Source organism: Mycobacterium sp. 852014-52144_SCH5372336, from assembly GCF_001665615.1.
GTDB classification, from domain to species: Bacteria; Actinomycetota; Actinomycetes; order Mycobacteriales; family Mycobacteriaceae; genus Mycobacterium; species Mycobacterium neumannii_A.
On record NZ_LZSW01000065.1, the window covers coordinates 131,903 to 150,038 of the forward strand.

General features: G+C 67.2%; 21 protein-coding genes. 6 read left to right on the forward strand and 15 right to left on the reverse strand.

Going from position 1 to position 18,136, the window contains the following annotated elements; genetic code table 11:
* Nucleotides 1–13: 13 nt before the first annotated feature.
* The 3 genes from A5759_RS24125 to A5759_RS24135 form a co-directional block, all read right to left on the reverse strand.
* Nucleotides 14–505 carry an NUDIX domain-containing protein gene (locus tag A5759_RS24125; RefSeq protein ID WP_068201812.1) on the reverse strand — a complete coding sequence of 164 codons (492 nt, stop codon included), beginning with the start codon at nt 503–505 and terminating at the stop codon, nt 14–16.
* Nucleotides 506–613: 108 nt separating this feature from the next.
* Entirely contained in the window at nt 614–805 is a 192-nt protein-coding gene (locus tag A5759_RS24130) for a hypothetical protein (protein ID WP_064348755.1), read from the reverse strand.
* A gap of 33 nt (nt 806–838) precedes the next feature.
* Nucleotides 839–2,149 (reverse strand): NAD(P)/FAD-dependent oxidoreductase, encoded by a 1,311-nt coding sequence (locus A5759_RS24135; RefSeq protein WP_068201814.1) that lies wholly within the window; start codon nt 2,147–2,149, stop codon nt 839–841.
* 45 nt (nt 2,150–2,194) lie between these two features.
* Here A5759_RS24135 and A5759_RS24140 point away from each other — a divergent pair, with 45 nt between their 5' ends.
* From A5759_RS24140 to A5759_RS24150, 3 genes are all read left to right on the forward strand, one after another.
* Nucleotides 2,195–3,007, forward strand: a complete 813-nt coding sequence (locus A5759_RS24140) for a hypothetical protein (RefSeq protein WP_068201816.1) — start codon at nt 2,195–2,197, stop codon at nt 3,005–3,007.
* A 187-nt stretch (nt 3,008–3,194) separates the two neighbouring features.
* A complete protein-coding gene (locus tag A5759_RS24145) occupies nt 3,195–3,500 on the forward strand; it encodes a hypothetical protein (RefSeq protein ID WP_066844189.1) in 306 nt (101 codons plus the stop codon).
* A 74-nt stretch (nt 3,501–3,574) separates the two neighbouring features.
* Nucleotides 3,575–4,522, forward strand: coding sequence for an ankyrin repeat domain-containing protein (locus tag A5759_RS24150; protein ID WP_068201818.1), 948 nt, complete (start codon nt 3,575–3,577; stop codon nt 4,520–4,522).
* Nucleotides 4,523–4,538: 16 nt separating this feature from the next.
* Here the strand turns inward: A5759_RS24150 and A5759_RS24155 are convergent, their stop codons facing one another.
* The 5 genes from A5759_RS24155 to A5759_RS24175 form a co-directional block, all read right to left on the reverse strand.
* On the reverse strand, nt 4,539–4,904 hold the full coding sequence (locus A5759_RS24155; RefSeq protein WP_064418532.1) for a DUF732 domain-containing protein: 366 nt from the start codon (nt 4,902–4,904) through the stop codon (nt 4,539–4,541).
* A gap of 25 nt (nt 4,905–4,929) precedes the next feature.
* Nucleotides 4,930–5,511 (reverse strand): hypothetical protein, encoded by a 582-nt coding sequence (locus A5759_RS24160; protein WP_174522722.1) that lies wholly within the window; start codon nt 5,509–5,511, stop codon nt 4,930–4,932.
* Nucleotides 5,512–5,632: 121 nt separating this feature from the next.
* Nucleotides 5,633–5,818 (reverse strand): hypothetical protein, encoded by a 186-nt coding sequence (locus A5759_RS24165; RefSeq protein WP_068201819.1) that lies wholly within the window; start codon nt 5,816–5,818, stop codon nt 5,633–5,635.
* Complete coding sequence (locus A5759_RS24170; RefSeq protein WP_068201821.1) at nt 5,815–6,252, reverse strand: hypothetical protein; 438 nt, start codon at nt 6,250–6,252, stop codon at nt 5,815–5,817. Before A5759_RS24170 ends, A5759_RS24165 begins: the two co-directional genes overlap by 4 nt.
* Before the next feature lie 47 nt (nt 6,253–6,299).
* Entirely contained in the window at nt 6,300–7,103 is an 804-nt protein-coding gene (locus A5759_RS24175; protein ID WP_068201823.1) for a ketosteroid isomerase family protein, read from the reverse strand.
* A gap of 107 nt (nt 7,104–7,210) precedes the next feature.
* On the opposite strand from A5759_RS24175, the gene A5759_RS24180 reads away from it, so the two are divergent.
* Nucleotides 7,211–7,618, forward strand: a complete 408-nt coding sequence (locus A5759_RS24180; RefSeq protein ID WP_066844059.1) for a hypothetical protein — start codon at nt 7,211–7,213, stop codon at nt 7,616–7,618.
* Between the two features lie 21 nt (nt 7,619–7,639).
* Here the strand turns inward: A5759_RS24180 and A5759_RS24185 are convergent, their stop codons facing one another.
* On the reverse strand, nt 7,640–8,641 hold the full coding sequence (locus A5759_RS24185) for an esterase family protein (protein WP_068201825.1): 1,002 nt from the start codon (nt 8,639–8,641) through the stop codon (nt 7,640–7,642).
* A gap of 270 nt (nt 8,642–8,911) precedes the next feature.
* On the opposite strand from A5759_RS24185, the gene A5759_RS24190 reads away from it, so the two are divergent.
* Complete coding sequence (locus A5759_RS24190; RefSeq protein WP_068201827.1) at nt 8,912–10,369, forward strand: aldehyde dehydrogenase; 1,458 nt, start codon at nt 8,912–8,914, stop codon at nt 10,367–10,369.
* On the opposite strand, the gene A5759_RS24195 is transcribed toward A5759_RS24190, so the two are convergent.
* Genes A5759_RS24195 through A5759_RS24215 form a run of 5 tightly spaced genes read right to left on the reverse strand, consistent with a single transcriptional unit; the run spans nt 10,361 to nt 14,449 of the window.
* The gene (locus A5759_RS24195) at nt 10,361–10,783 is read right to left on the reverse strand and encodes a MaoC family dehydratase (protein WP_068201829.1); all 423 of its coding nucleotides are present in this window, start codon (nt 10,781–10,783) and stop codon (nt 10,361–10,363) included. The genes A5759_RS24190 and A5759_RS24195 overlap by 9 nt on opposite strands.
* Complete coding sequence (locus A5759_RS24200; RefSeq protein ID WP_068201919.1) at nt 10,780–11,253, reverse strand: MaoC family dehydratase; 474 nt, start codon at nt 11,251–11,253, stop codon at nt 10,780–10,782. The genes A5759_RS24195 and A5759_RS24200 overlap by 4 nt, the downstream gene beginning before the upstream one ends.
* Nucleotides 11,254–11,306: 53 nt before the next feature.
* On the reverse strand, nt 11,307–11,720 hold the full coding sequence (locus A5759_RS24205; RefSeq protein ID WP_066844069.1) for a nuclear transport factor 2 family protein: 414 nt from the start codon (nt 11,718–11,720) through the stop codon (nt 11,307–11,309).
* A gap of 12 nt (nt 11,721–11,732) precedes the next feature.
* On the reverse strand, nt 11,733–13,334 hold the full coding sequence (locus A5759_RS24210; protein WP_068201830.1) for an AMP-binding protein: 1,602 nt from the start codon (nt 13,332–13,334) through the stop codon (nt 11,733–11,735).
* Nucleotides 13,334–14,449 carry an aromatic ring-hydroxylating dioxygenase subunit alpha gene (locus A5759_RS24215; RefSeq protein WP_068201832.1) on the reverse strand — a complete coding sequence of 372 codons (1,116 nt, stop codon included), beginning with the start codon at nt 14,447–14,449 and terminating at the stop codon, nt 13,334–13,336. Before A5759_RS24215 ends, A5759_RS24210 begins: the two co-directional genes overlap by 1 nt.
* A gap of 105 nt (nt 14,450–14,554) precedes the next feature.
* Between A5759_RS24215 and A5759_RS24220 the strand changes: the two genes are divergently transcribed.
* On the forward strand, nt 14,555–15,796 hold the full coding sequence (locus tag A5759_RS24220; protein ID WP_068201834.1) for a cytochrome P450: 1,242 nt from the start codon (nt 14,555–14,557) through the stop codon (nt 15,794–15,796).
* Nucleotides 15,797–15,798: 2 nt separating this feature from the next.
* Here A5759_RS24220 and A5759_RS24225 read toward each other — a convergent pair whose 3' ends face one another.
* Nucleotides 15,799–18,132: a CaiB/BaiF CoA-transferase family protein gene (locus A5759_RS24225; RefSeq protein ID WP_068201921.1), complete on the reverse strand. Its 2,334-nt coding sequence runs from the start codon at nt 18,130–18,132 to the stop codon at nt 15,799–15,801.
* Nucleotides 18,133–18,136 lie beyond the last annotated feature (4 nt).

The following is an 18,136-nucleotide window of genomic DNA, read 5'->3' on the forward strand; positions in this document are numbered from 1 at the left end:
CGCGCGTTGACGATCAATGCGATCGAGACTCGACCGGTGCGTCGTCTGCGATTGCCGCCAGCAACAGGTCCAGCAGGACCCGCTGACCCTTCAACAGCTTGGACCGAGCCTGCGCCACGGAAAACCAACCCACCCGGTCGATTTCGGGAAACTCCCTGATCGTGCCCGACCCTCTCGGCCACTCCATGGTGAACGTGTTGGAGAAGGTGCCGTCCAGGTCGAGGTCGCCGCGCACCGCGAATGCGGTGACGATCTTGCCGCTGGGCTGTTTGACGGGTGCGAACTCGATGCGCGGGCCTTCCGGCGGGCGTTTGCCCAGTTCCTCTTCGAATTCACGGCGCGCGACGGCCCACGGGTCCTCGCCCTCGTCGTATTCGCCCTTGGGGATCGACCAGGCCCCTTCGTCCTTGCGCGCCCAGAACGGCCCGCCCGGGTGGCCGATGAGCACCTCGACTGCGCCGTCACGCACCCGGTAGAGCAGCAGTCCCGCACTCAGCTTCGGCACGCCCTCATTTTTCCTCCCGCGAGCGACCGTGTCTGCACCGCGACACGCCGCGCTCAGGCGTACAAATGCGGTCGGTCGCGGACTGCGAGTGACACGACACTGTCAGCGCTAGTACTTGCGGTCGCCCTCGCTGCTGTCGAAGAAGTCCCAGTCGCCATCGTCGTTCTTGACCTCCATGCGCCAGCCGAGTTCGGGGTCGGCCTTCTGGTCGACGAACCAGGCGTGGGCGTCGTCGGCGCTCTCGATGTCCTTCGTGTCGACAACCTCGCCCTTGGGATTCAGCACGCGATAAGTAGCCATGCCGACACAGTTCCCCGGTTCAACGGGTTTGAATCAGCCGGCTTTCGGCGTCGGAATACCCTCGCTGGCCGAGAACTCCGCGTCCTCCTGCGTGGACAGCCCGAACGAGACGACGGGCCGGTCGAAGAACACATCGGTCAGATATGCCAGTGTCACCGCCCAGCGGTTGACGAACCGCGGAATGGCGTACACGTGGTAGGCCCGGGTCACGACCTTGGCGGGAAAGCCCGACAACTGGATGTTGAGCGGATTGGCCACGGCGTAGCGCGGGCCCAGGTCGACGACCAGGCCCATGTTGCGGTGCTTGTAACGCTTCGGCTTGCCCACACCGAGGCTGGCTGCGACGTTGCGCGCCAACACCTTTCCCTGCCGGGTGGCGTGCTGGGCGGTCGGCGGCGTGATCTTGCCCGGCTGTGTGACGTCGGGCACCGCGGCGGCATCGCCCGCAGCGAATACCCCGGAATGGCCGGGAACCTGGAGTTCGGTGGTCACTTTCAGCCGGCCGCGCTCGGTCGGCAGCCCGAGCTTTTCGATCAGCGGCGCTCCCGTCACACCGGTGACCCACGCCACGGTATGGGTGCGGACCAGCGAATCATCGCTGAGCACAACGTGTTCGGCGTGCACTTCCTTGAGCGTGACCCCCAGCCGGACATCGATGCCACGCTCCTTGAGCACACGCTGCGCCGCAGCGCCCAGCTTCTCCCCGACTTCCGGCATCACCTGCTCGGCGAGGTCGAGCAGCAGGAATTTGACCTCGCTCGGGTCGAAGCCCATCTGGTTGGCTGCCGAGTCGGCCAGCGCCCGCAGTTGCACCGCGAGTTCCGTCCCCGAGTACGACGCGCCGACCACGACGATCGTGCGCCGTGCCTGACGGCGGCCCGGATCGTCGTCGACGTCGGCCAGTTCGAGCTGCTGGATCACGTGATCGCGCAGAAACAACGCCTCGGCGGTCGACTTGAGACCACGCGCGTGCTCGGCGAGGCCGGGCACGTCGAACAGCTTGGTGACCGAACCGGGCGTCAGCACGAGCCGATCCCATGACAGCGCGCGCGACCGTTCCTCGGGATCGGTGAACGTGACGGTGCGTCCTTTGAAGTCGACCTCGTCGACCCGGCCGCGGATCGCCTGCACGCCGCGTAACGCGTTGGCCAGCGGGATCGCGACGAAGCGGGCATCGACCAACCCGCCCGCGACGTCCGGCAACAGCGGCGTGTACAGCATGTAGTCGACCGGCGAGATGAGTGAGATCTCGACGTCGGCGCGCTCATTACGCAATTTCTTGGCCAGAGTCCGCGCACATTCGAAACCGGTGAAGCCGCTGCCGACGATTACCACGGAGGTCATGGGCCCGACTGTACGGAACCGGTCCCGGCGGGGAATGCTGGAGGCATGACGCGCCCGGAACCTCTGCGCCGATTCGATCCGTTCCGACCGATCGACATGTTGACCGCGTTGTGGTCGTCGGCCGCGGTAACGCCGGTCACCACAGGCGCCGCCGCGGCGTACCGCACGCTGTTCATGACGGTGCGCCGGCTGGTGGTGGGCAGGCGGCTCAGCGTCAAACTCGATGAGGCGGACCTGACGCTGACGGTCACCGAGTTCGACTCGCATCTCGACCCCCGCGGCCTGTCGGTCGGCCAGCTCAACGACGTCCGGTTGGCCGCACGCGACATCCGGTGCAACGAGGCGCGGTTCGACCATGCCACCGCGGTGTTGCACAACGTCCACATACGACCGACGGCACCACCGGTCCTGGTCGCGGCGCCCGTCGATCTGACGCTGGAGATTCCGGCGCCGGTTCTCGACGACGTGTTCCGTTGGGCCGCGCCGAGGCTCGCGGGCGCGATCGGCGCCGACGGTGTGGCCCGGCTGCGCCTTGCACGACGACCGGGGGCCGGCCACCTCGAGGTCGACGCCCATCTCGACGGCTCGACGCTGTGGCTCAAACCACGTTGCATCACCTTTCGCCGGACCCGCTGTCCGCTGCCGGCGCGGACCCCGGCCTATCCCGTGCGGCTGCCTGAACTGCCGCACGGTGTCCAACTGACCGGAATCAGCTTCGCGCCGGGGGTGGTACGGCTGTCGGCGTCGGTGGCGGAGTGGCGGATGGACCTGCCGCTGACCAGGCTCGAGGACATTCTCGGACAGTTGAGTGCCGTCGGCCGTCCGCTGCAACTGAGCCGGTTGGGCCGCCTGCTCTGACGTTATTGCGCACACCGAACAACGTTGCGCCGCTTAAAATCTGCCATTCTTTCGGCCATTTCCTGCCAGGGAATTAAACCGGCTCCTTCTTCGTTGCCGCCTATGAGCCGATCGGACGCGCCCAACACCGAAATTCGTTGGCGGAAGACCGCTTCGGCGGCTCGCGGACATGGAAAAGAGGCAGCATATGAAGAAGATAGGAATCGCAGCTGTAGCGAGCGGACTGGCAGCCGCCCTGATCGGGCTGGCCGCACCGGTGGCCGCCGCACCTTCTGGGGGGCAGAACGCACAGGACACCATCAACCAGCTCAAGGCTGAGGGATACAGGGTCGTCGTCACTCAGGTGGGCACCGCCCCGCTGAGCGAGGCCGAGGTGGTCGCGGTCCGCGAGGGCCCCACCTTCACCCGGATCGATGCGGGCAGCCCGGTGATCGGGAGTAGCCATAACTTCATCACGCATCAGGACCGTCTCGTCTACGTAGACGTCAAGTAGCCGGTTCGTGAAAGAGGGCACGAGAGGGGCACCCGCGAGGGTGCCCCTCTTCGCGTTTGGGCACAATCCTGGCTGTGGCCGAACTCGCCCGGTATCAGGACGGGCCCGCACGGGTCGTGGTCCTGTCAGACGGCGCCGATGTGGTCTTCCGGACCGACCACGCCGACGGCGAACGGCCGAATATCACCGAAACCCGCATGCCGGTCTCCGATTTCGTCGCCCGAGGCGAAGGCCCGTGGCCCTGGTACGACCTCGGCCCCAAACGCGAGGCTTCGTTGAGGGCGCTGGCCGCGCTCGGCGTCGCCCCACCGGATTGGACCGAGCCGTTACCACCGGACGTCCTTGACCTGTTCGACCGGGCGCAGCGCGGCGACTCGGCGGTGATCGAACTGCTCGCGATGGGTGCCGATCCCGATCCGGTGGACGCGTGTGGTGCATCACCGCTCTGGTACGCGGTGCGCTCACCGGGGTTGGGCATCGCGGTGGCGTTGATCGATGCCGGCGCCGACGCGGGACGCCGCATCGAGTTGTCGGCTCACGGTGAGCGCTACACCAGGATCCTGCACGAGATCGTGCGCAACGGTCGCACGGTGGCGCTGAACCACGCCCTGGCCAACGGCGTCTGCCCGGCGGTGCTCGACTCCGAGGGCGCGACACCACTGCACGTGCTCAGCAGCGACAGCGATAACGTCAACCCGCAAATGGTGCGCGCCCTGGTCCGTGCCGGTGCGCCGGTCCAGGCAGCGCTGCCCGACGGTACTCAACCCATCGACAGGGCCGCGCGGCTCGTGCTGCCCGCGACCGTCGCGGCGCTCGTCGACCACGGCGCCGACCCCGGGCGCGGGCTCGACGCGCTGATGTCGTGGTGGGCTCTCGGGGCGGAGGTCAGCGCCGAGAAGGCCGGTGTCGTGGCCGACGTCGTCGATGTGCTGCGCACCGGCGGCGCCGAGGTGACCGCACGACACCGTGACCTCGCGGTCGGTGCCGGCGTCGAGCGGGTGACGGCGGCCCTGCGTCCTTAGCAGACCCTGGCGGGGTCTAGATCCCGAGGAACGGCAGCGGGATCGGCGAGTTACCGCTGCCGATCGACGACACCATTGCAGGGCAGAACATCGAGATGGCGATGCCGGTGAACATGGTCGCCGGGCCCAGCGACATGCCGCCCATTTCGGCGACCTTGGCCGCGACGTTGGCGGCGTTCTGGCCCGGATCGGCCAGCATGGGGCACACCTGCTGGCCGACGGCGACGGCACTGCTCGGATCGCTCATGACGACGCCGGCCTCGGACACCGCGTTTAGGAAGGCGTCGTCGACGGGGTCGGCCTGCGCGGGCGCGGCCACCACGGCCGCTGCGGCGAGAAGTCCGGAGGTCAGCGCGAGCGCCGACACGGGTTTGCTAAGCACCCGGGAAGCCTACGCTGTGGAACCCTCAGACGCCCGTCCAGGCGGTGTCGATGGTGGAGCCCACGTCGATCACCTTGGCCTTCTGGGAGGCCGGGCTGTCGATCTCGCCGGCGACGTGGGCGGCGATGAACCGCCGGATCTCGGCGTCGATGCCACCGAGGATGCGAACCAACTCCCCCCGCAGCGACTTGGACGTGACATGGATGGAGATGTCGGAGGCCCGCGGTTTCTCGACGTCGAGGATCAAGAGCAACGGTTCCGCGGCACGGGCGGTCGCATTCAGCGCGATCTCGCCGAAAACCATGAACTTCGGCTTGTCGATGCGCAGATCGACCATCATGTCGATCTCCAGGGGGATGCGGATGGCGAACGTGATCATCGGGCCCACGTGGCGGGTCAGTCGCGGTTCCTGGATCCGCACCTTGGCGGTGACCTTCGCGATCTTGCCCGGACCCTGAGCGATCGGGCCCATCTCGAACTCGTCGCCGGCGATGTCGGCGATGGCGCTGCCGACGCGCTGCTCGGTCACGGCAACCTCGAAGAATCTGCGGCCGAATTCCTCGTAGGTGATCTCGGTGGGCTCATCGTCGACAGGCATGGTGCTCATACAGTCTCACGCGCCCAGTTCGCGCTGCACGCGACGCGACCGCCGCGACCGAATTGAGACACCTCGTACACGCCCCTCGCGACGTTCCCGCGACCGTTCCGCGACCCCGTGTGCCTGACCGTCAACGACCGTCGTTGCTGCGTGCCTCGGCCCCGCTCTCCTCCGCGTCAAAGGCGTCGTCGGAGAACGTCTGGCCGACGTAGGTGCCGTCGTCGCCGCCGCTGTCCTTGCCGGCGCGCGAGGTTGCCACGTGGTCGTCCTCGGTGACGCCCTCTTCGCTGCTGTCGTCGTCTTCGCGCGGAGTCATGCGGCCGGATTACCCGCCGTGGATGTGGTCAAACGGTCCCTCGACGGAAACCGGGGAGGCACCAGCTTGAGCGCCAGAAGCCCGAGCACCGCCACGATGAGGGCCGGTGTCCCGTACAGCAGGACCCCCATGGCCAGCGTTGTCGTCGAACCGCTCATCGCGGCGGCCACGACGTAAACCGAGAACACCCAGCTCGCGAGCAGGGCGACGCTCATCACGACCACCGCGACGGCCATGCTGCGGGCAGGCCCGTAGTACCGGTAACCGGTAACGGTGAGCACCGCGACGGTCGGGATGCCCAAGATCGCGGCGGCCGCCCATATGTGCTCGAGCGTCGCGAGCCGTCCGACTGTGGGCAGGATCAGGCACGACGCCAGCACCGCGGCCACGACGACACCCACAACGGCGATCTCGCGTGAATCAGTGTGTCGCATGGTTGCTGGGTTGCCCCGGGCCCGAGGAGGCGAAACGTCGGGTGGGTTCAGCCCACCGGGGCGGCGTAGTAGCGGATTCGCCTGATCGAGAACGGTGTCGCCGCCACGTCGGCGATGAGCACATCGCGCGACCCGGCGCCCTCGATGCCGCACACCAGGCTGTGCCCCGAACCGATCAGTTTGCGCGAGCGGGCGCCGGTCAGCCGGGAGAGTAGCTCGGTGCTGCCCATCGGCGTGTGCTCACCTGCGGTGATCTGTGCGCCGCCGCCCAACCAGCGCCGCAGCCCGACCTCGTCACCGGCATGGGCAGCCGCCAGGAACTCGTCGAACCGTCGCTTGCCCTGGGGGCCGATCCCACGGAAGCCGCCGAGAAAGCCGAGCGCCCCGACGATGCCCTGGTTCGTCAGTAGCCCCCGCGACAGTTGCAGCCCGGCGGGCACCGATCGGATCCCGCCTCTGAGGAACTGCCCGACCATCGCCGGAAGTTCCCAATAGGCTGACAGCTCAGCGATTTTCAGCTCGTCCGCGTCGACTTCGAGGTGGTAGCGCAGGTAGGCGGGAATCCGCATCGTCAAACCGGCCGCCATCTGGACCTCGAGCTCCAGATCTCGGATCACCGTCGAGCCGACCACGATGTCGACGTCGCGGTGGAACGCGATGTCGCGCGGACCGACGAAGGTGTCGTAGAAGCGGGCGATGGCCGTCGTCCCGCGGTGCGGTTGCGAACCGACCGGGTCTTCGACGATCCCGTCGAAGGTGAAGGCCGCGACCCACGCCTCGCGATCGTGGACGGCGACCGCGGCCGGGGATCGCTCGACGGCGGCCAGGGCGTCGGCCCGGGAGATGGCCATAGAGGTTGCCTACCACTTCGGGATCGCTTCAGTCGACTACTTCCCCGCATGCGGGCACACTGGAAGAGATACCGCGCACAGGTGCGGGCGCCCCAGGAGGAGGCACGATGAGCAGCAACGGCCCGTTCGGGTTCGACCCCGAGGAGTTCGACCGCGTCGTGCGCGAAGCCGGTGAGGGTCTGCGCGACGCGCTCGACGGCTTCGGCAGGTTCTTCAGCACGTCAGGGGAACGCGCGGGCTGGGCCAACCTGGTTGACGAGTTCACCCGCTCGTCGCGGCCCCGACGCGAACCGGAGACCACCGGGGAGACCGGTGACGGGGTGTGGGCGATATACACCGTGGACGACGACGGCGGTGCGCACATCGAGCAGGTCTACCCCACCGAGTTGGATGCGCTGCGGGCCAACAAGAACAACACCGATCCCGCCCGCAAGGTGCGGTTCTTGCCGTACGGCATCGCGGTCAGCGTCTTGGACGCATCCGATCCCGACTCCACCCCCAGCGACGACGCCTAGCGCGAAACCGTGTGCGCCGCTTCACTGTTGGTTTGTCGGCTGGGCTTCGAGCACTCGCTGAATATCGGGTTTCATCTGCTGTAACTGCTGGCCTGCATAGCCCCAGCTGTGGATGCCCGCGGGGAAGTTGAAGACGCCGTTGTTCCCGCCGGCGGCGATGTATGCGTCGACGAACGCCCGGTTCGACTCGATCGCGAAGCCCTCGAGGAAGCCGAGCCCGGCGATGGGTGCGTCGGGATTGGTCAGCGCGGGATCGGTGAGTGTGCCGTCGCCGCAGTAGATCCAGACGCGCGTTCCGTTGGCGGCGAGCCGACCGGCCTGCACCGTGGGATCGTTGCGGGCCCACGCCGGATCGCCGGGCGGGCCCCACATCGCGGCGGGATCGAAGCCGCCGTTCCACATCTGCGCAACCCTGACCTGACCCGGGCCGTTGGGCGCGGACAGGTTCAGAAAGCCCGACAGCGATCCGGCGTAACTGAACAATTGCGGGTGGTAGGCCGCCAGGATCAGCGCCGCCGAACCGCCCATCGAGAACCCGACCACGGCGTTGCGGGTCGGCCGGACCCCTTTGTTGGAGGCCAGCCACACCGGCAGTTCCTGGGTGAGGAAGGTCTCCCACTTGTACGTGTAGGTCGTGCCGTTGCCGACCGCGGGCGCATACCAGTCGGAGTAGAAGCTCGACTTGCCGCCGACGGGCATCACCACCGAGATGCCGGAGCCGTCATACCAGTCGAAGGCCTGGGTGTTGATGTCCCAGCCGTTGAGTTCGTCGCCCGCCTCCATGCTGTCGAGCAGATACAACGCCGGTGAGTCGTCGCCGGCACCGAGGAACTCGACGCGAACGGTGCGGTTCATCGCCGCCGACGGCACTTCCAGGTGTTCGATCGGAAGGCTCGGATCCGAAAAGGCCTGTGCGGTTGGGCTCGCACCGCCGGCAGCGAGGGCCGGCAGCATCGCGGCGGCCACCGTCGCTGCAGCCCATCGCGTAGCCCGGCGCAATGACGGCCACTTCACGAGCGCCATCGATGACCTCCCTATCATCGCCGACCCTGAGCGGACGATACGCCCGCGAGAGCCATCACCCGCGGTTTTCGCAACACTCGCCCCTCTTTCGCGAAATGGCATTCCGGCAGGGAAAGTTCGAGTGGACGCCTTCCGGAATGCCATTTCGCGGCCGAGTCGGCGCACCGTCCCGGCTCGCCATTTTGCTAAGTTTGCATAAATAGCGACTTTGGCGGGCGTACGGTGCGCTCGATGCGGAACTCGCCCGTGGGTCGACGAGGAGGCGCTGTCTTGAGATCGCTGACATACGAACGGCTTTTCATCGGCGGCCATTGGGAAGCGCCGGCCACCGGGCAACGTATCGCGGTCATCTCACCGCACACCGAGGAGCGGATCGGCCAGACACCGGAGGCCGCCGCCGGCGATGTCGACCGCGCGGTGCAGGCCGCGCGCACAGCGTTCGACGAGGGCCCGTGGCCGCGGATGAGCGTTGACGAACGCATGGAGAAGGTCGAGAAGCTCGCGACGGTCTACGCGGCTCACACCGACGAGATGGCCGACCTCATCACCGCGGAGATGGGCTCGCCGCGCAGCTTCAGCCGGTTGGGGCAGGCCACCGGTGCGCTGGCCCAGATGCATCTGACCCTGGCCACCGCGAAGGAGTTCCCGTGGATCGAGCGGCGCCGAGGGTTGTTCGGCGACGTACAGATCCGGCGCGCGCCCGTCGGCGTGGTCGGTGCCATCGTGCCGTGGAACGTGCCGCAGTTCCTCATCATGCCGAAGATGATCCCGGCGCTCATCGCAGGCTGCGCGGTCGTGGTCAAACCGGCTCCCGAGACGCCCATCGACGCGCTGTGGCTGGCCGAGATGCTCGAGGAAGTCGACCTCCCCGAAGGCGTCGTCTCGGTCCTTCCCGGCGGACGCGACACCGGTGAGCACCTGGTGCGTCACCCCGGAGTGGACAAGATCTCGTTCACCGGTTCGTCGGCCACCGGACGCCATATCGCCGCCGTATGCGGGGAGCAACTCAAACGCGTCAGCCTCGAGTTGGGCGGCAAGTCGGCGGCGATCATCCTCGACGACGCCGACATCGACCGCACGGTCGAGCATTTGAAGACGGCCAGCCTGATGAACAACGGGCAGGCTTGCGTCGCGCAGACGCGGATCCTGGTGAGCGAACGCCGACACGACGATGTGGTGGACGCGCTGAGCGCGATGATGTCGGGTCTTCAGGTGGGTGATCCCGCCGACGATGCCACCGACATCGGCCCGCTGGTGGCGCAACGTCAACAGCAGAGGGTGCAGGGTTACATCGAAGCGGGGCTCGCCGAGGGGGCGCGAATGGTGTTGGGCGGCACCGACTCACCGCGTGAGCGCGGTTGGTACGTCCAGCCGACGCTGTTCACCGACGCCACCAACGAGATGCGTATCGCCCGCGAGGAGATCTTCGGGCCGGTGCTGACCGTGCTGACCTACGCCGATGAACGCGACGCGATCCGGATCGCCAACGACAGCGACTACGGGCTGGCAGGCTCGGTCTGGACGGCCGACGTCGCGCACGGGCTGGAGATCGCCGCGCAGATTCGGACCGGCACCTACGGGATCAACATGTACACGCTGGATACGACCATGCCGTTCGGGGGGTTCAAGCAGTCCGGAATCGGTCGCGAGTTCGGTGCGGAGGGACTGTCGGAGTACGTCGAGTTGCAGACGACCATCAGCGCGGACAAGATGCCCGACCTAACGTGACAGCTCGAGCGTCAGCTCCGCCGGGCAGCACAGCTCGCCGCGTTGGTTGCTCACGGTGATCTGCAGATCGACCAGGCCGCTGTCCCGCTTGGCCACGACGCGCCCGCGACCCACCATCGAGTCGCCGGCGTAGATGGAGCCCAGCAGGGTGATTTTGCGGCGCACCACCCGGCTGTAGGGGCCGGCCCAGTCGGTGGCGATACGGTCGACGAATCCGGCGATGTGCATCGTGTTGACGAAGATCGTCGGATACCCCTGCTGTTCGGCGTAGCGCGGATCGTAGTGTGCCGGAAAGTAATCCCACGTTGCACCGGGGTTCATCACGACGCGCTGGTAGTCGATGTGGTCCACCAGTTCCGGCAGGTCCGTAGGGACCGTGACCCGCTCCCAGTGCACGCCGTCCTCTGCCTTCACGTTTGCGCCTCGGGTGTGAACCGGAACAAGGTGTTGTGGTTGACGGCGACCAATGTGCCGTCGTCGCGGCGGAACTCGTCGCACGTCTGCACGAAGTGGCCGATCCCGAGGCGAGTGCGCTTTGGAGGCGAGACCGACACGACCTCCTCGATCACGTGCAAGCGATCCCCTTCCACGATGGCGCAGGGGAACTCGGCGTCGTTGGCGGCGTTGATGAACGTCGTGCCGGGCAGCGGCACGCGAATCGCGATCGCGGCGAGCGGCGGTCGGCGGTTCGGCAGCCACGGCGGCGGGATCAGCCACCCCATCAGCAGCCCGGGTGGGGCCAGCAACCCGCCCCACTGGCGGCGGGCGAAATCGTCGTCCCAGTAGCCCGGATTGGAGTCGCGGACCATGGCCGCGAAGTGCTGGATGCGGGCCGCGCTCACTGCGGTCCCGGCGTACCGCGGCTCCGTGCGCGTGCCGACCATCTGCAACGCGTCGTCATACGTGCCGAACGCCAGCTCGTAGCGCACAGTCTCGGTCACCCCGGCAGCGCGCTCTCACGGGGAACCGCATCCCAGGCCAGTCGGCGCGAGGCGAAGTACCACCCGCCGCGCTCGTAGACGAGACGGTCGGTGTAGCTGCCGGTGGCCTGGAGTTCGTTGTCACAGAACAGCAATGCGACGCACTGCTGAGTCGCTTCGACGCCGTCGACGGTGATGTCGTGGTCGACGGTGACCAGTCGCCGACCATTTCCACCGTCGAAAGCGTCGGCAAGGGTGGTGAACGACTCCTCGCCCCTGGTGTAGGTCGCACCGGAATGCCGGAAGGTGGCGAGCCAGCCGGTCAGGTCACCGCTGGAGAACAATCGGTTGTGCCTGGCGTCGAGGTTGAGGATTCCTGCCCGCCCCGCCAGCCCGTCGAGCACGTACTGCTGTTGGTAGCTCAATGCCATCGTGTGACTCCTTCACCGACTCAGCAGGTAGCCGTGGGCTTCGCGGTCCCATACCGCCGAGCTCAGGCCCCGTTGCCGCAGAAGATCCTTTCGCACCCGCCCGATGACGTTCTTCGGAATCTCGTCCAGCACTTCGAGGTACCGGGGCACGCAGAAGTACGGCATGCGCGCCGCGCAGAAGTCCAGCAGCTCGGGAAGGTCGACCGTCGCACCGGGACGTACGGCCACGACGACGAGGATGTCGTCCTCACCCACATCGCTCGGGACGGCGACCGCGGCGGCTTCGGCGACCGCCGAGTGCTGCATCACCACCTGCTCGAGCTCGACCGAGGACACGTTCTCCCCGCGTCGGCGCAGCGAGTCCTTGGCGCGGTCGACGAACGTCAGATTCTGGTTGTCGTCGAGGAAACCCAGATCGCCCGTCCGGAACCACTCCGAGTGGGGTTCGATCCGCAGGCCGCGGTGCCCGGGCGCGGACGACACATACCCCTCGCTCATCACATGCGCTGTCCGCGGCCGGCACGCGATCTCACCCGTCACCCCGACGGCGACGGGGCGGCCGTCCCCGTCGACGATGCGTACCTCGAAGGCCGGGTTGACTTGTCCTGACGTACCCGGGACGCCGTCGTCCGAAACCGCCTTATATGCGATCGGAAACGCCTCGGTCAGCCCGTACATCGTCACCACGCGGCACCGGTAGCGGTCCTCGATCGCGCGGTACAGCTCAGCCGAAATGGGTGCGGCCGAGATGAAGCGGATCCCGAGCTGCGCGTCGCGGGGGTCGGGCGGCAGAGTCCACAGCATCGACACCATCGCACCCGCCCCGGCGAACCCCGCTGCGCCACAGGCCCGCAGCTCGTCGCACACCTCGGCGGGGTGAAACGCGCCCGCCAACACGCTGGTGGCGCCGACGAGCATCGGCGCCAGCACCGTCGGGGCGGCGCTGAGGTGGAACAGCGGCATCGCCGTCCAGATCACGTCGCCCGGGCCGTACTCCCACGCCGACGCGACGGTGGCGGCCGCGACGAACAGGTAGTGCCACGTGGTCGCCACCGCCTTCGACGGACCGGTGGTTCCCGAGGTGAAGAACAGCACTCCTACGTCGTCGGCATCGGTGTGCACCGTCGGGCAGGTGACGCCGTGCGATGTGCTCAACTCCGCGGCGACCGAATCGTCGATCAGCAGGGTCGCCGCCGGAGCGTCGAGCTGGTCGACCACCTCGGCGAGTCGAGCGCGACGGGCCTCGTCGGTCACCACCAGCCTGGCCTGCGACACGTTCAGCGCGTGCGACAGGAAATCACCCTTGTTCGCGGCGTTGACCGCCGCACTCACCGCGCCCAACCGGGCGGCGCCGAGCCAGAAGTACACCCACTCCGGACAGGTACCGGCGAACAGCGCGACGGTGTCACCGCGGCGCACGCCACGATCGGCCAGCATCGCCGCGGCGGCGCGGGACCGGTCGCGCATCTGGGCGAACGTGATGGGCGCACCGTCGATCGACATCATCACCTCGTCGCCGAACTGGTCGGCACGGCGGTCGAGAACCGAAGCGACCGTGAACCGTTCGACGCCGAAAGCCGCGGGCTCCACGCGCCATGTCCGGTCCGTGGGCATCAAACCTGCGCCGCGGACGGGTCGGGTTCGCCGGTCGCCGTGTACCCGAAGTCGGACGCCGACGGTTGGGTACCGGGATAGAACCGGTGCGCCCAGCGGCGCAGCGCGGCGTAGTCGCGGGCCTCCTCGGGCGCAAGGTTCGGTTTCTCCAGGTACTTCATGTTCTCCCAGGTGAAGAAGTCCTGTTTGATGACTTCCTGCTGCAGCTGCAAGAACTTCGCCGCCCGGCCGGTGGGCTTGTCACCGCGATCACCGGCTTCGCGGATGGATGCCTGGGTGTAGAAGTAATCGGTGTAGTCCTCGTCGACGGGCGTCTGGCCGGTCACCTGGACGGTGGCGACCAGCTCCGACGGGAAGCGCACGACGCCGAGGCCCAGCGAATAGTTGTCGTAGATGATCTTCGCGTCCACGGGCCCGTTCGGGGTGAGCCACGTCTTGGCCCGTCCCCCACCGAAATTCGCGTTCACCGTCGCATGCAGGTGGTAGCCGGACACTTCGAACGACGCGGTGTTGGCGGGATTGGCCGCCTTGTGCACGTACTGGACGTGGTAGGGGTCCGCCGCGTTCTCGATGATCATCTGCGCATGCACCTTGACCCTGTTGACCATCCGGGTGTGGGGGTGCAGCGGGTAGTACTCGTCGGTCTCGAGTTCGGGTAACACCGGTGGCTGCCAGTACGGCGCGCGGCCGTGACGTTCGTGCCAGACGAGGATGAAGCCGTACCACTCGGTGCACGGGTAGCGCTTGATCCGTACGTTCTGTTTGCAGCCGATCTTGCTGTACGGGATCAGCGCGTTGGTGCCCTCACCGGTCCACTGCCAGCCGTGCCACGGGCAGACGATGTTCTCGCCCTCGACGGTGCCGCCGACGCCCATGTTCGCACCCAGGTGCTGACAGTAGGCGTCGAGCACGTTGACCCGACCCGACTGCGTCCGGAAGATCACCAGCTCCTCGCCGAAGTAGTGGGCGCGTTTGACCTGACCGTCGGCCAGGTCCGAGGAGAACCCGACGATGAACCATCCGGTCGGGAACCGGTAGGTCGACAGGCTGATACCGCTGGGCCCGAACTCACGCTCCGACGGGTCGAGGGTGGGATCGTCGACCGTGTCCGTCATCGCAACTCCGTCCGCGCACGCACCAGCCGGGCTCAGCGGCGCTGTCCGTTGCCTATTTTTACTATTTTAGGCATTCTGGGTCAAGGACGGCGAAGGGAACCGCACATGGTCACGACCACTCCGGTCGACCTGTCCGATCCGGCGTTGTGGCAGAACAGTTTTCCCGACGCGCTGTTCACAGAGCTGCGGCGCGAGCGACCGATCTTCAAACACGAACTCACCGACCGGGTGGCGGCGACGCTGAAGCGCGATTTTTGGATGACGACCAAGGTGCATCACATGCACCGCATCCACCGCGATACCGAATCGTTCACCGCCGCCGAGGGACCGCTGATCCAAGGTGTGGGTGCGGTGGGAGCGTTCCCGACGATCATCAACATGGATCCGCCCGAACTACTCAAGCGGCGCCGGGTGATGTCACACGCGTTCACCCCGAAGGCGATCGGGAAGCTCGAACAGGACATCCGCACGCGGGCCGCCGGCCTGATCGACAACTTGCTGGAGCGCGGCGGCGGCGACTGGATCGCCGATGTCGCCGATGCTCTGCCCATGTCGGTGATCGGCGACATCGTGGGCATACCCGAGGAGGACAGACCGGAGATCTTCGAGACCTTCGACCTGATCCTGCAGGCGAATTCGGCCTCGTCGGGACGGGAGGCCGAACAGCAGCATCTCGAGCTGTTCGGCAAGGTCTTCACCTATGCCTCGGAACTGACCGCCGCGAAGCGCCTGCGCCCCACTGACGACATCTGGAGCACCTTGGCCACGGCCGTGGTGACCGACGAGAACGGCGAGCAGCTGTCGATTCCGGCCACCGAACTCGACATCTTCTTCTTCGTGATCGCGTTCGCGGGCAGCGACACCACGAAGAACGCATTGGCCTACGGGCTCCGGGCGTTCGTCGACAATCCCGACCAGATCGAGCGCTACCGCGCGGACCCATCGGTGCGCCAGTCCGCAGTCGAAGAGGTGCTGCGATGGTCCACCCCGGTGGCGTTCTGGAGCAGGGTCACCAAGGTCGATGTCGAGATCGACGGCGTCACGATCCCCCGAGGCGAGCGCGTGGTGTCGATGTTGCGGTCGGCCAACCGCGACGAGGACGTCTTCGCCGATCCGTTCGCATTCGACATCGCTCGCGCGGACAACCCGCACGTGGCTTTCGGCGGCGGCGGACCACACCACTGCCTCGGTGCGATGCTGGCCCGGGCGGAGATTCGCGCTGTGCTCGACGAGGTGTTGTGCAGGGCCGAGGACATCACGCTCGGGCGGGTCGACGTCACCTATCCGAGCCTCACCAACAACATGACGATCTACCACTCGATGCCGATGTCGCTGCGGCGACGCTGAATTCACAACCCCTTCGGCCGCGACCCGATGACACCCTGGGCCTCGAGCCGCTCCAGGTCGCTTGCGGTCAGACCGCACAGTGTGGTGAGGACCTCGGCGTTGTGCTCACCGAGTGTCGGCGGTGGGCGCTGCAGCCAGGCTTCGCTGTCGGCCAGCGGCGTGAATGGTGGGCACGGGTAGAGGTTTTCCCCGGTACGGGAATGGTCAAGGCGTTCGAAGAACCCGCGGTGCCGCAGCTGAGGGTTCTCGGTGACGAGCGATGGCGACACCACGACTGCGGCGGGCACGCCCGCACGTACCAACTCCTCCGCGGCGGCTTCGGCGTCGCGTGCGCCAAGCCAGGTCTCGAGCTCCGCATCTCCGGTGACATCGGCCAGCGCGGCGCATTCGTCTTCGGTGCGCGCGGCGAGTGCGATCCAGCTGTCGTCGCCTGCGCACCGATAGACGTCCTGTACGGCCGCCCCGTACCCCCGGTTGCCTCGTCGTTCCATCACCCGCCCGAACACCTCGTATTCGATTGTCTGAACGGCTGTTACGTTGAGCACCGCTTCGATCATCGGCACCTCGACGAGCTGCCCCTCACCGGTACGGTCGGCGAACTCGAGTGCAGCGAGCGTCGCGAAGGCGGCGTGCGCACCGGCGAGCGGATCACAGGCTCCGCGCGGGGCGATCGGCGGGCCGTCGGGCATCCCAGTGACCCAGGCAAGGCCCGCGATCTGCTCCATCGTCGGAGCGAAACCGACGCGGTCGCGCCAGGGTCCAGTCAATCCGAACGCGGGCATCCGCACCACGACCAGGCGCGGATTGAGGGCGAGCAGTTCCGCTGCGTCGAGGCCGAATTGCTCCATCACGCGCGGCGAGAAGTTCTCCACCACGACGTCCGCCTGGCCGATCAGGCGCCGAACCAGCCGAAGGCCCTCCTCGGACTGCAGATCGAGGGTGACCGACCGCTTGTTGGTGTTCATCGCGTGGAAGACCCAGCCGTACTCCCACCAGTCGTCGACGTCCTTGCGCATCCCGCCCGAATAGCGGATACCGTCCGGACGCTGGATGGATTCGACCTTGATGACGTCCGCGCCGAACGCAGCCAACGAATGGGTGGCAGCCGGACCGGCCCAGAACGCGGTGAAGTCGACGACCCGCACCCCCGCGAGCGGCATGCGCCCGGTCGGCGCCGATTCGGCACGCAGATCCCGTGGTTCCCAGAGCCTTTCATCGTCACCGTCCCCGACCGCGGGTGAGGTGGCCACCGGTGCGGGACGCGCGCTCGACATCAGCCACGGGGGCCTCGGCTGACGGAACCCGGCCGGGTTGTCGATGTAGACCCCGCGTTCGCGAAGGTGGTCCATCGACGGAATGGTCGCGCCGTTGCCCAAAGACGCCAACGGCAACCGGAACAGCTGTCCCAGTTCGACGATCTCGGCGACCGTGCGTTGCCTCATCCACGGGTCGATGCGTTCGCGGATCCAGTCGCGGTAGTCCCACCGGCCGATCTGGAACTGCAACTGGGCGATCTCCGTCAACTCCGGGCAGTCGACCATCGCAGCGAAGTCCAGCCACTGCTGGCCGGTCACCATGCTGATGCCGACGTAGCCGTCCTTGGCGGGTTCGATGGACGGCACCTCCACCGACCGCCGCACGGGCGGGACTTGCAGGAGCGCCGAATGCAGCCATTCCCCACTCTGCATCAGCGTGATGGCCTCGAGCATCGACATGTCGAGGTGGCCACCCGCTCCGCCGTCACGTACGCGCCGCCGCAGAGCCAGCGCACCGTAGGCGGCCCACGTTCCACCCATGTACTCCCCCAGGTCTCCGCCGATCGAGATCGGCGGACCCGCCGGATCGCCACGAAACCCGGTGAGCCCCGACGCGGCCTGCAGCGTGAATTCGGTGGCGGGCCGCCGAGACCACGGCCCCGTCCAGCCGAAGTCAGAGATCGAGACGACTATGCATCCGGGTGAGGCCGCCAGCAGCGCGTCGCTGTCGACACCGTACCGGCGGGCCGTGGCCTCATCCGCGGTCACCACGATGATGTCGGCGCACGACAGCAGATGACTTGAAATGGCTGTGACGCTGCGCTTTCCGGCGTTGAGATAGCAGAACAGCGGCGAGTCGGCATCGTCACGGAGCGTGCTGTCGGTGACCGTGACCCGGCGCAGCGGATCTCCTTCGGGTGGTTCGACCTTGACCACGTCGGCGCCCGCATCGGCAAGAAGCTTGCCGCAGTACGCCCCGGCGATGCGGTCGCTGATCTCGAGGACCCGCACATCGTGTAGCGGGGTGGCTACCGTGCCACTCACACCGTCGCCCACGCATACCTCCCGGTCCGCCGTCATCTTA

Coding starts and splice junctions, on each gene's coding strand:
- A5759_RS24130 (WP_064348755.1), bottom strand. CDS start 805: ATGGCTACTTATCGCGTGCTGAATCCCAAGGGCGAGGTTGTCGACACG.
- A5759_RS24135 (WP_068201814.1), bottom strand. CDS start 2,149: ATGACCTCCGTGGTAATCGTCGGCAGCGGCTTCACCGGTTTCGAATGT.
- A5759_RS24140 (WP_068201816.1), top strand. CDS start 2,195: ATGACGCGCCCGGAACCTCTGCGCCGATTCGATCCGTTCCGACCGATC.
- A5759_RS24145 (WP_066844189.1), top strand. CDS start 3,195: ATGAAGAAGATAGGAATCGCAGCTGTAGCGAGCGGACTGGCAGCCGCC.
- A5759_RS24160 (WP_174522722.1), bottom strand. CDS start 5,511: ATGAGCACCATGCCTGTCGACGATGAGCCCACCGAGATCACCTACGAG.
- A5759_RS24165 (WP_068201819.1), bottom strand. CDS start 5,818: ATGACTCCGCGCGAAGACGACGACAGCAGCGAAGAGGGCGTCACCGAG.
- A5759_RS24170 (WP_068201821.1), bottom strand. CDS start 6,252: ATGCGACACACTGATTCACGCGAGATCGCCGTTGTGGGTGTCGTCGTG.
- A5759_RS24175 (WP_068201823.1), bottom strand. CDS start 7,103: ATGGCCATCTCCCGGGCCGACGCCCTGGCCGCCGTCGAGCGATCCCCG.
- A5759_RS24180 (WP_066844059.1), top strand. CDS start 7,211: ATGAGCAGCAACGGCCCGTTCGGGTTCGACCCCGAGGAGTTCGACCGC.
- A5759_RS24185 (WP_068201825.1), bottom strand. CDS start 8,641: ATGGCGCTCGTGAAGTGGCCGTCATTGCGCCGGGCTACGCGATGGGCT.
- A5759_RS24200 (WP_068201919.1), bottom strand. CDS start 11,253: ATGGTCGGCACGCGCACGGAGCCGCGGTACGCCGGGACCGCAGTGAGC.
- A5759_RS24205 (WP_066844069.1), bottom strand. CDS start 11,720: ATGGCATTGAGCTACCAACAGCAGTACGTGCTCGACGGGCTGGCGGGG.
- A5759_RS24210 (WP_068201830.1), bottom strand. CDS start 13,334: ATGCCCACGGACCGGACATGGCGCGTGGAGCCCGCGGCTTTCGGCGTC.
- A5759_RS24215 (WP_068201832.1), bottom strand. CDS start 14,449: ATGACGGACACGGTCGACGATCCCACCCTCGACCCGTCGGAGCGTGAG.
- A5759_RS24220 (WP_068201834.1), top strand. CDS start 14,555: ATGGTCACGACCACTCCGGTCGACCTGTCCGATCCGGCGTTGTGGCAG.
- A5759_RS24225 (WP_068201921.1), bottom strand. CDS start 18,132: ATGACGGCGGACCGGGAGGTATGCGTGGGCGACGGTGTGAGTGGCACG.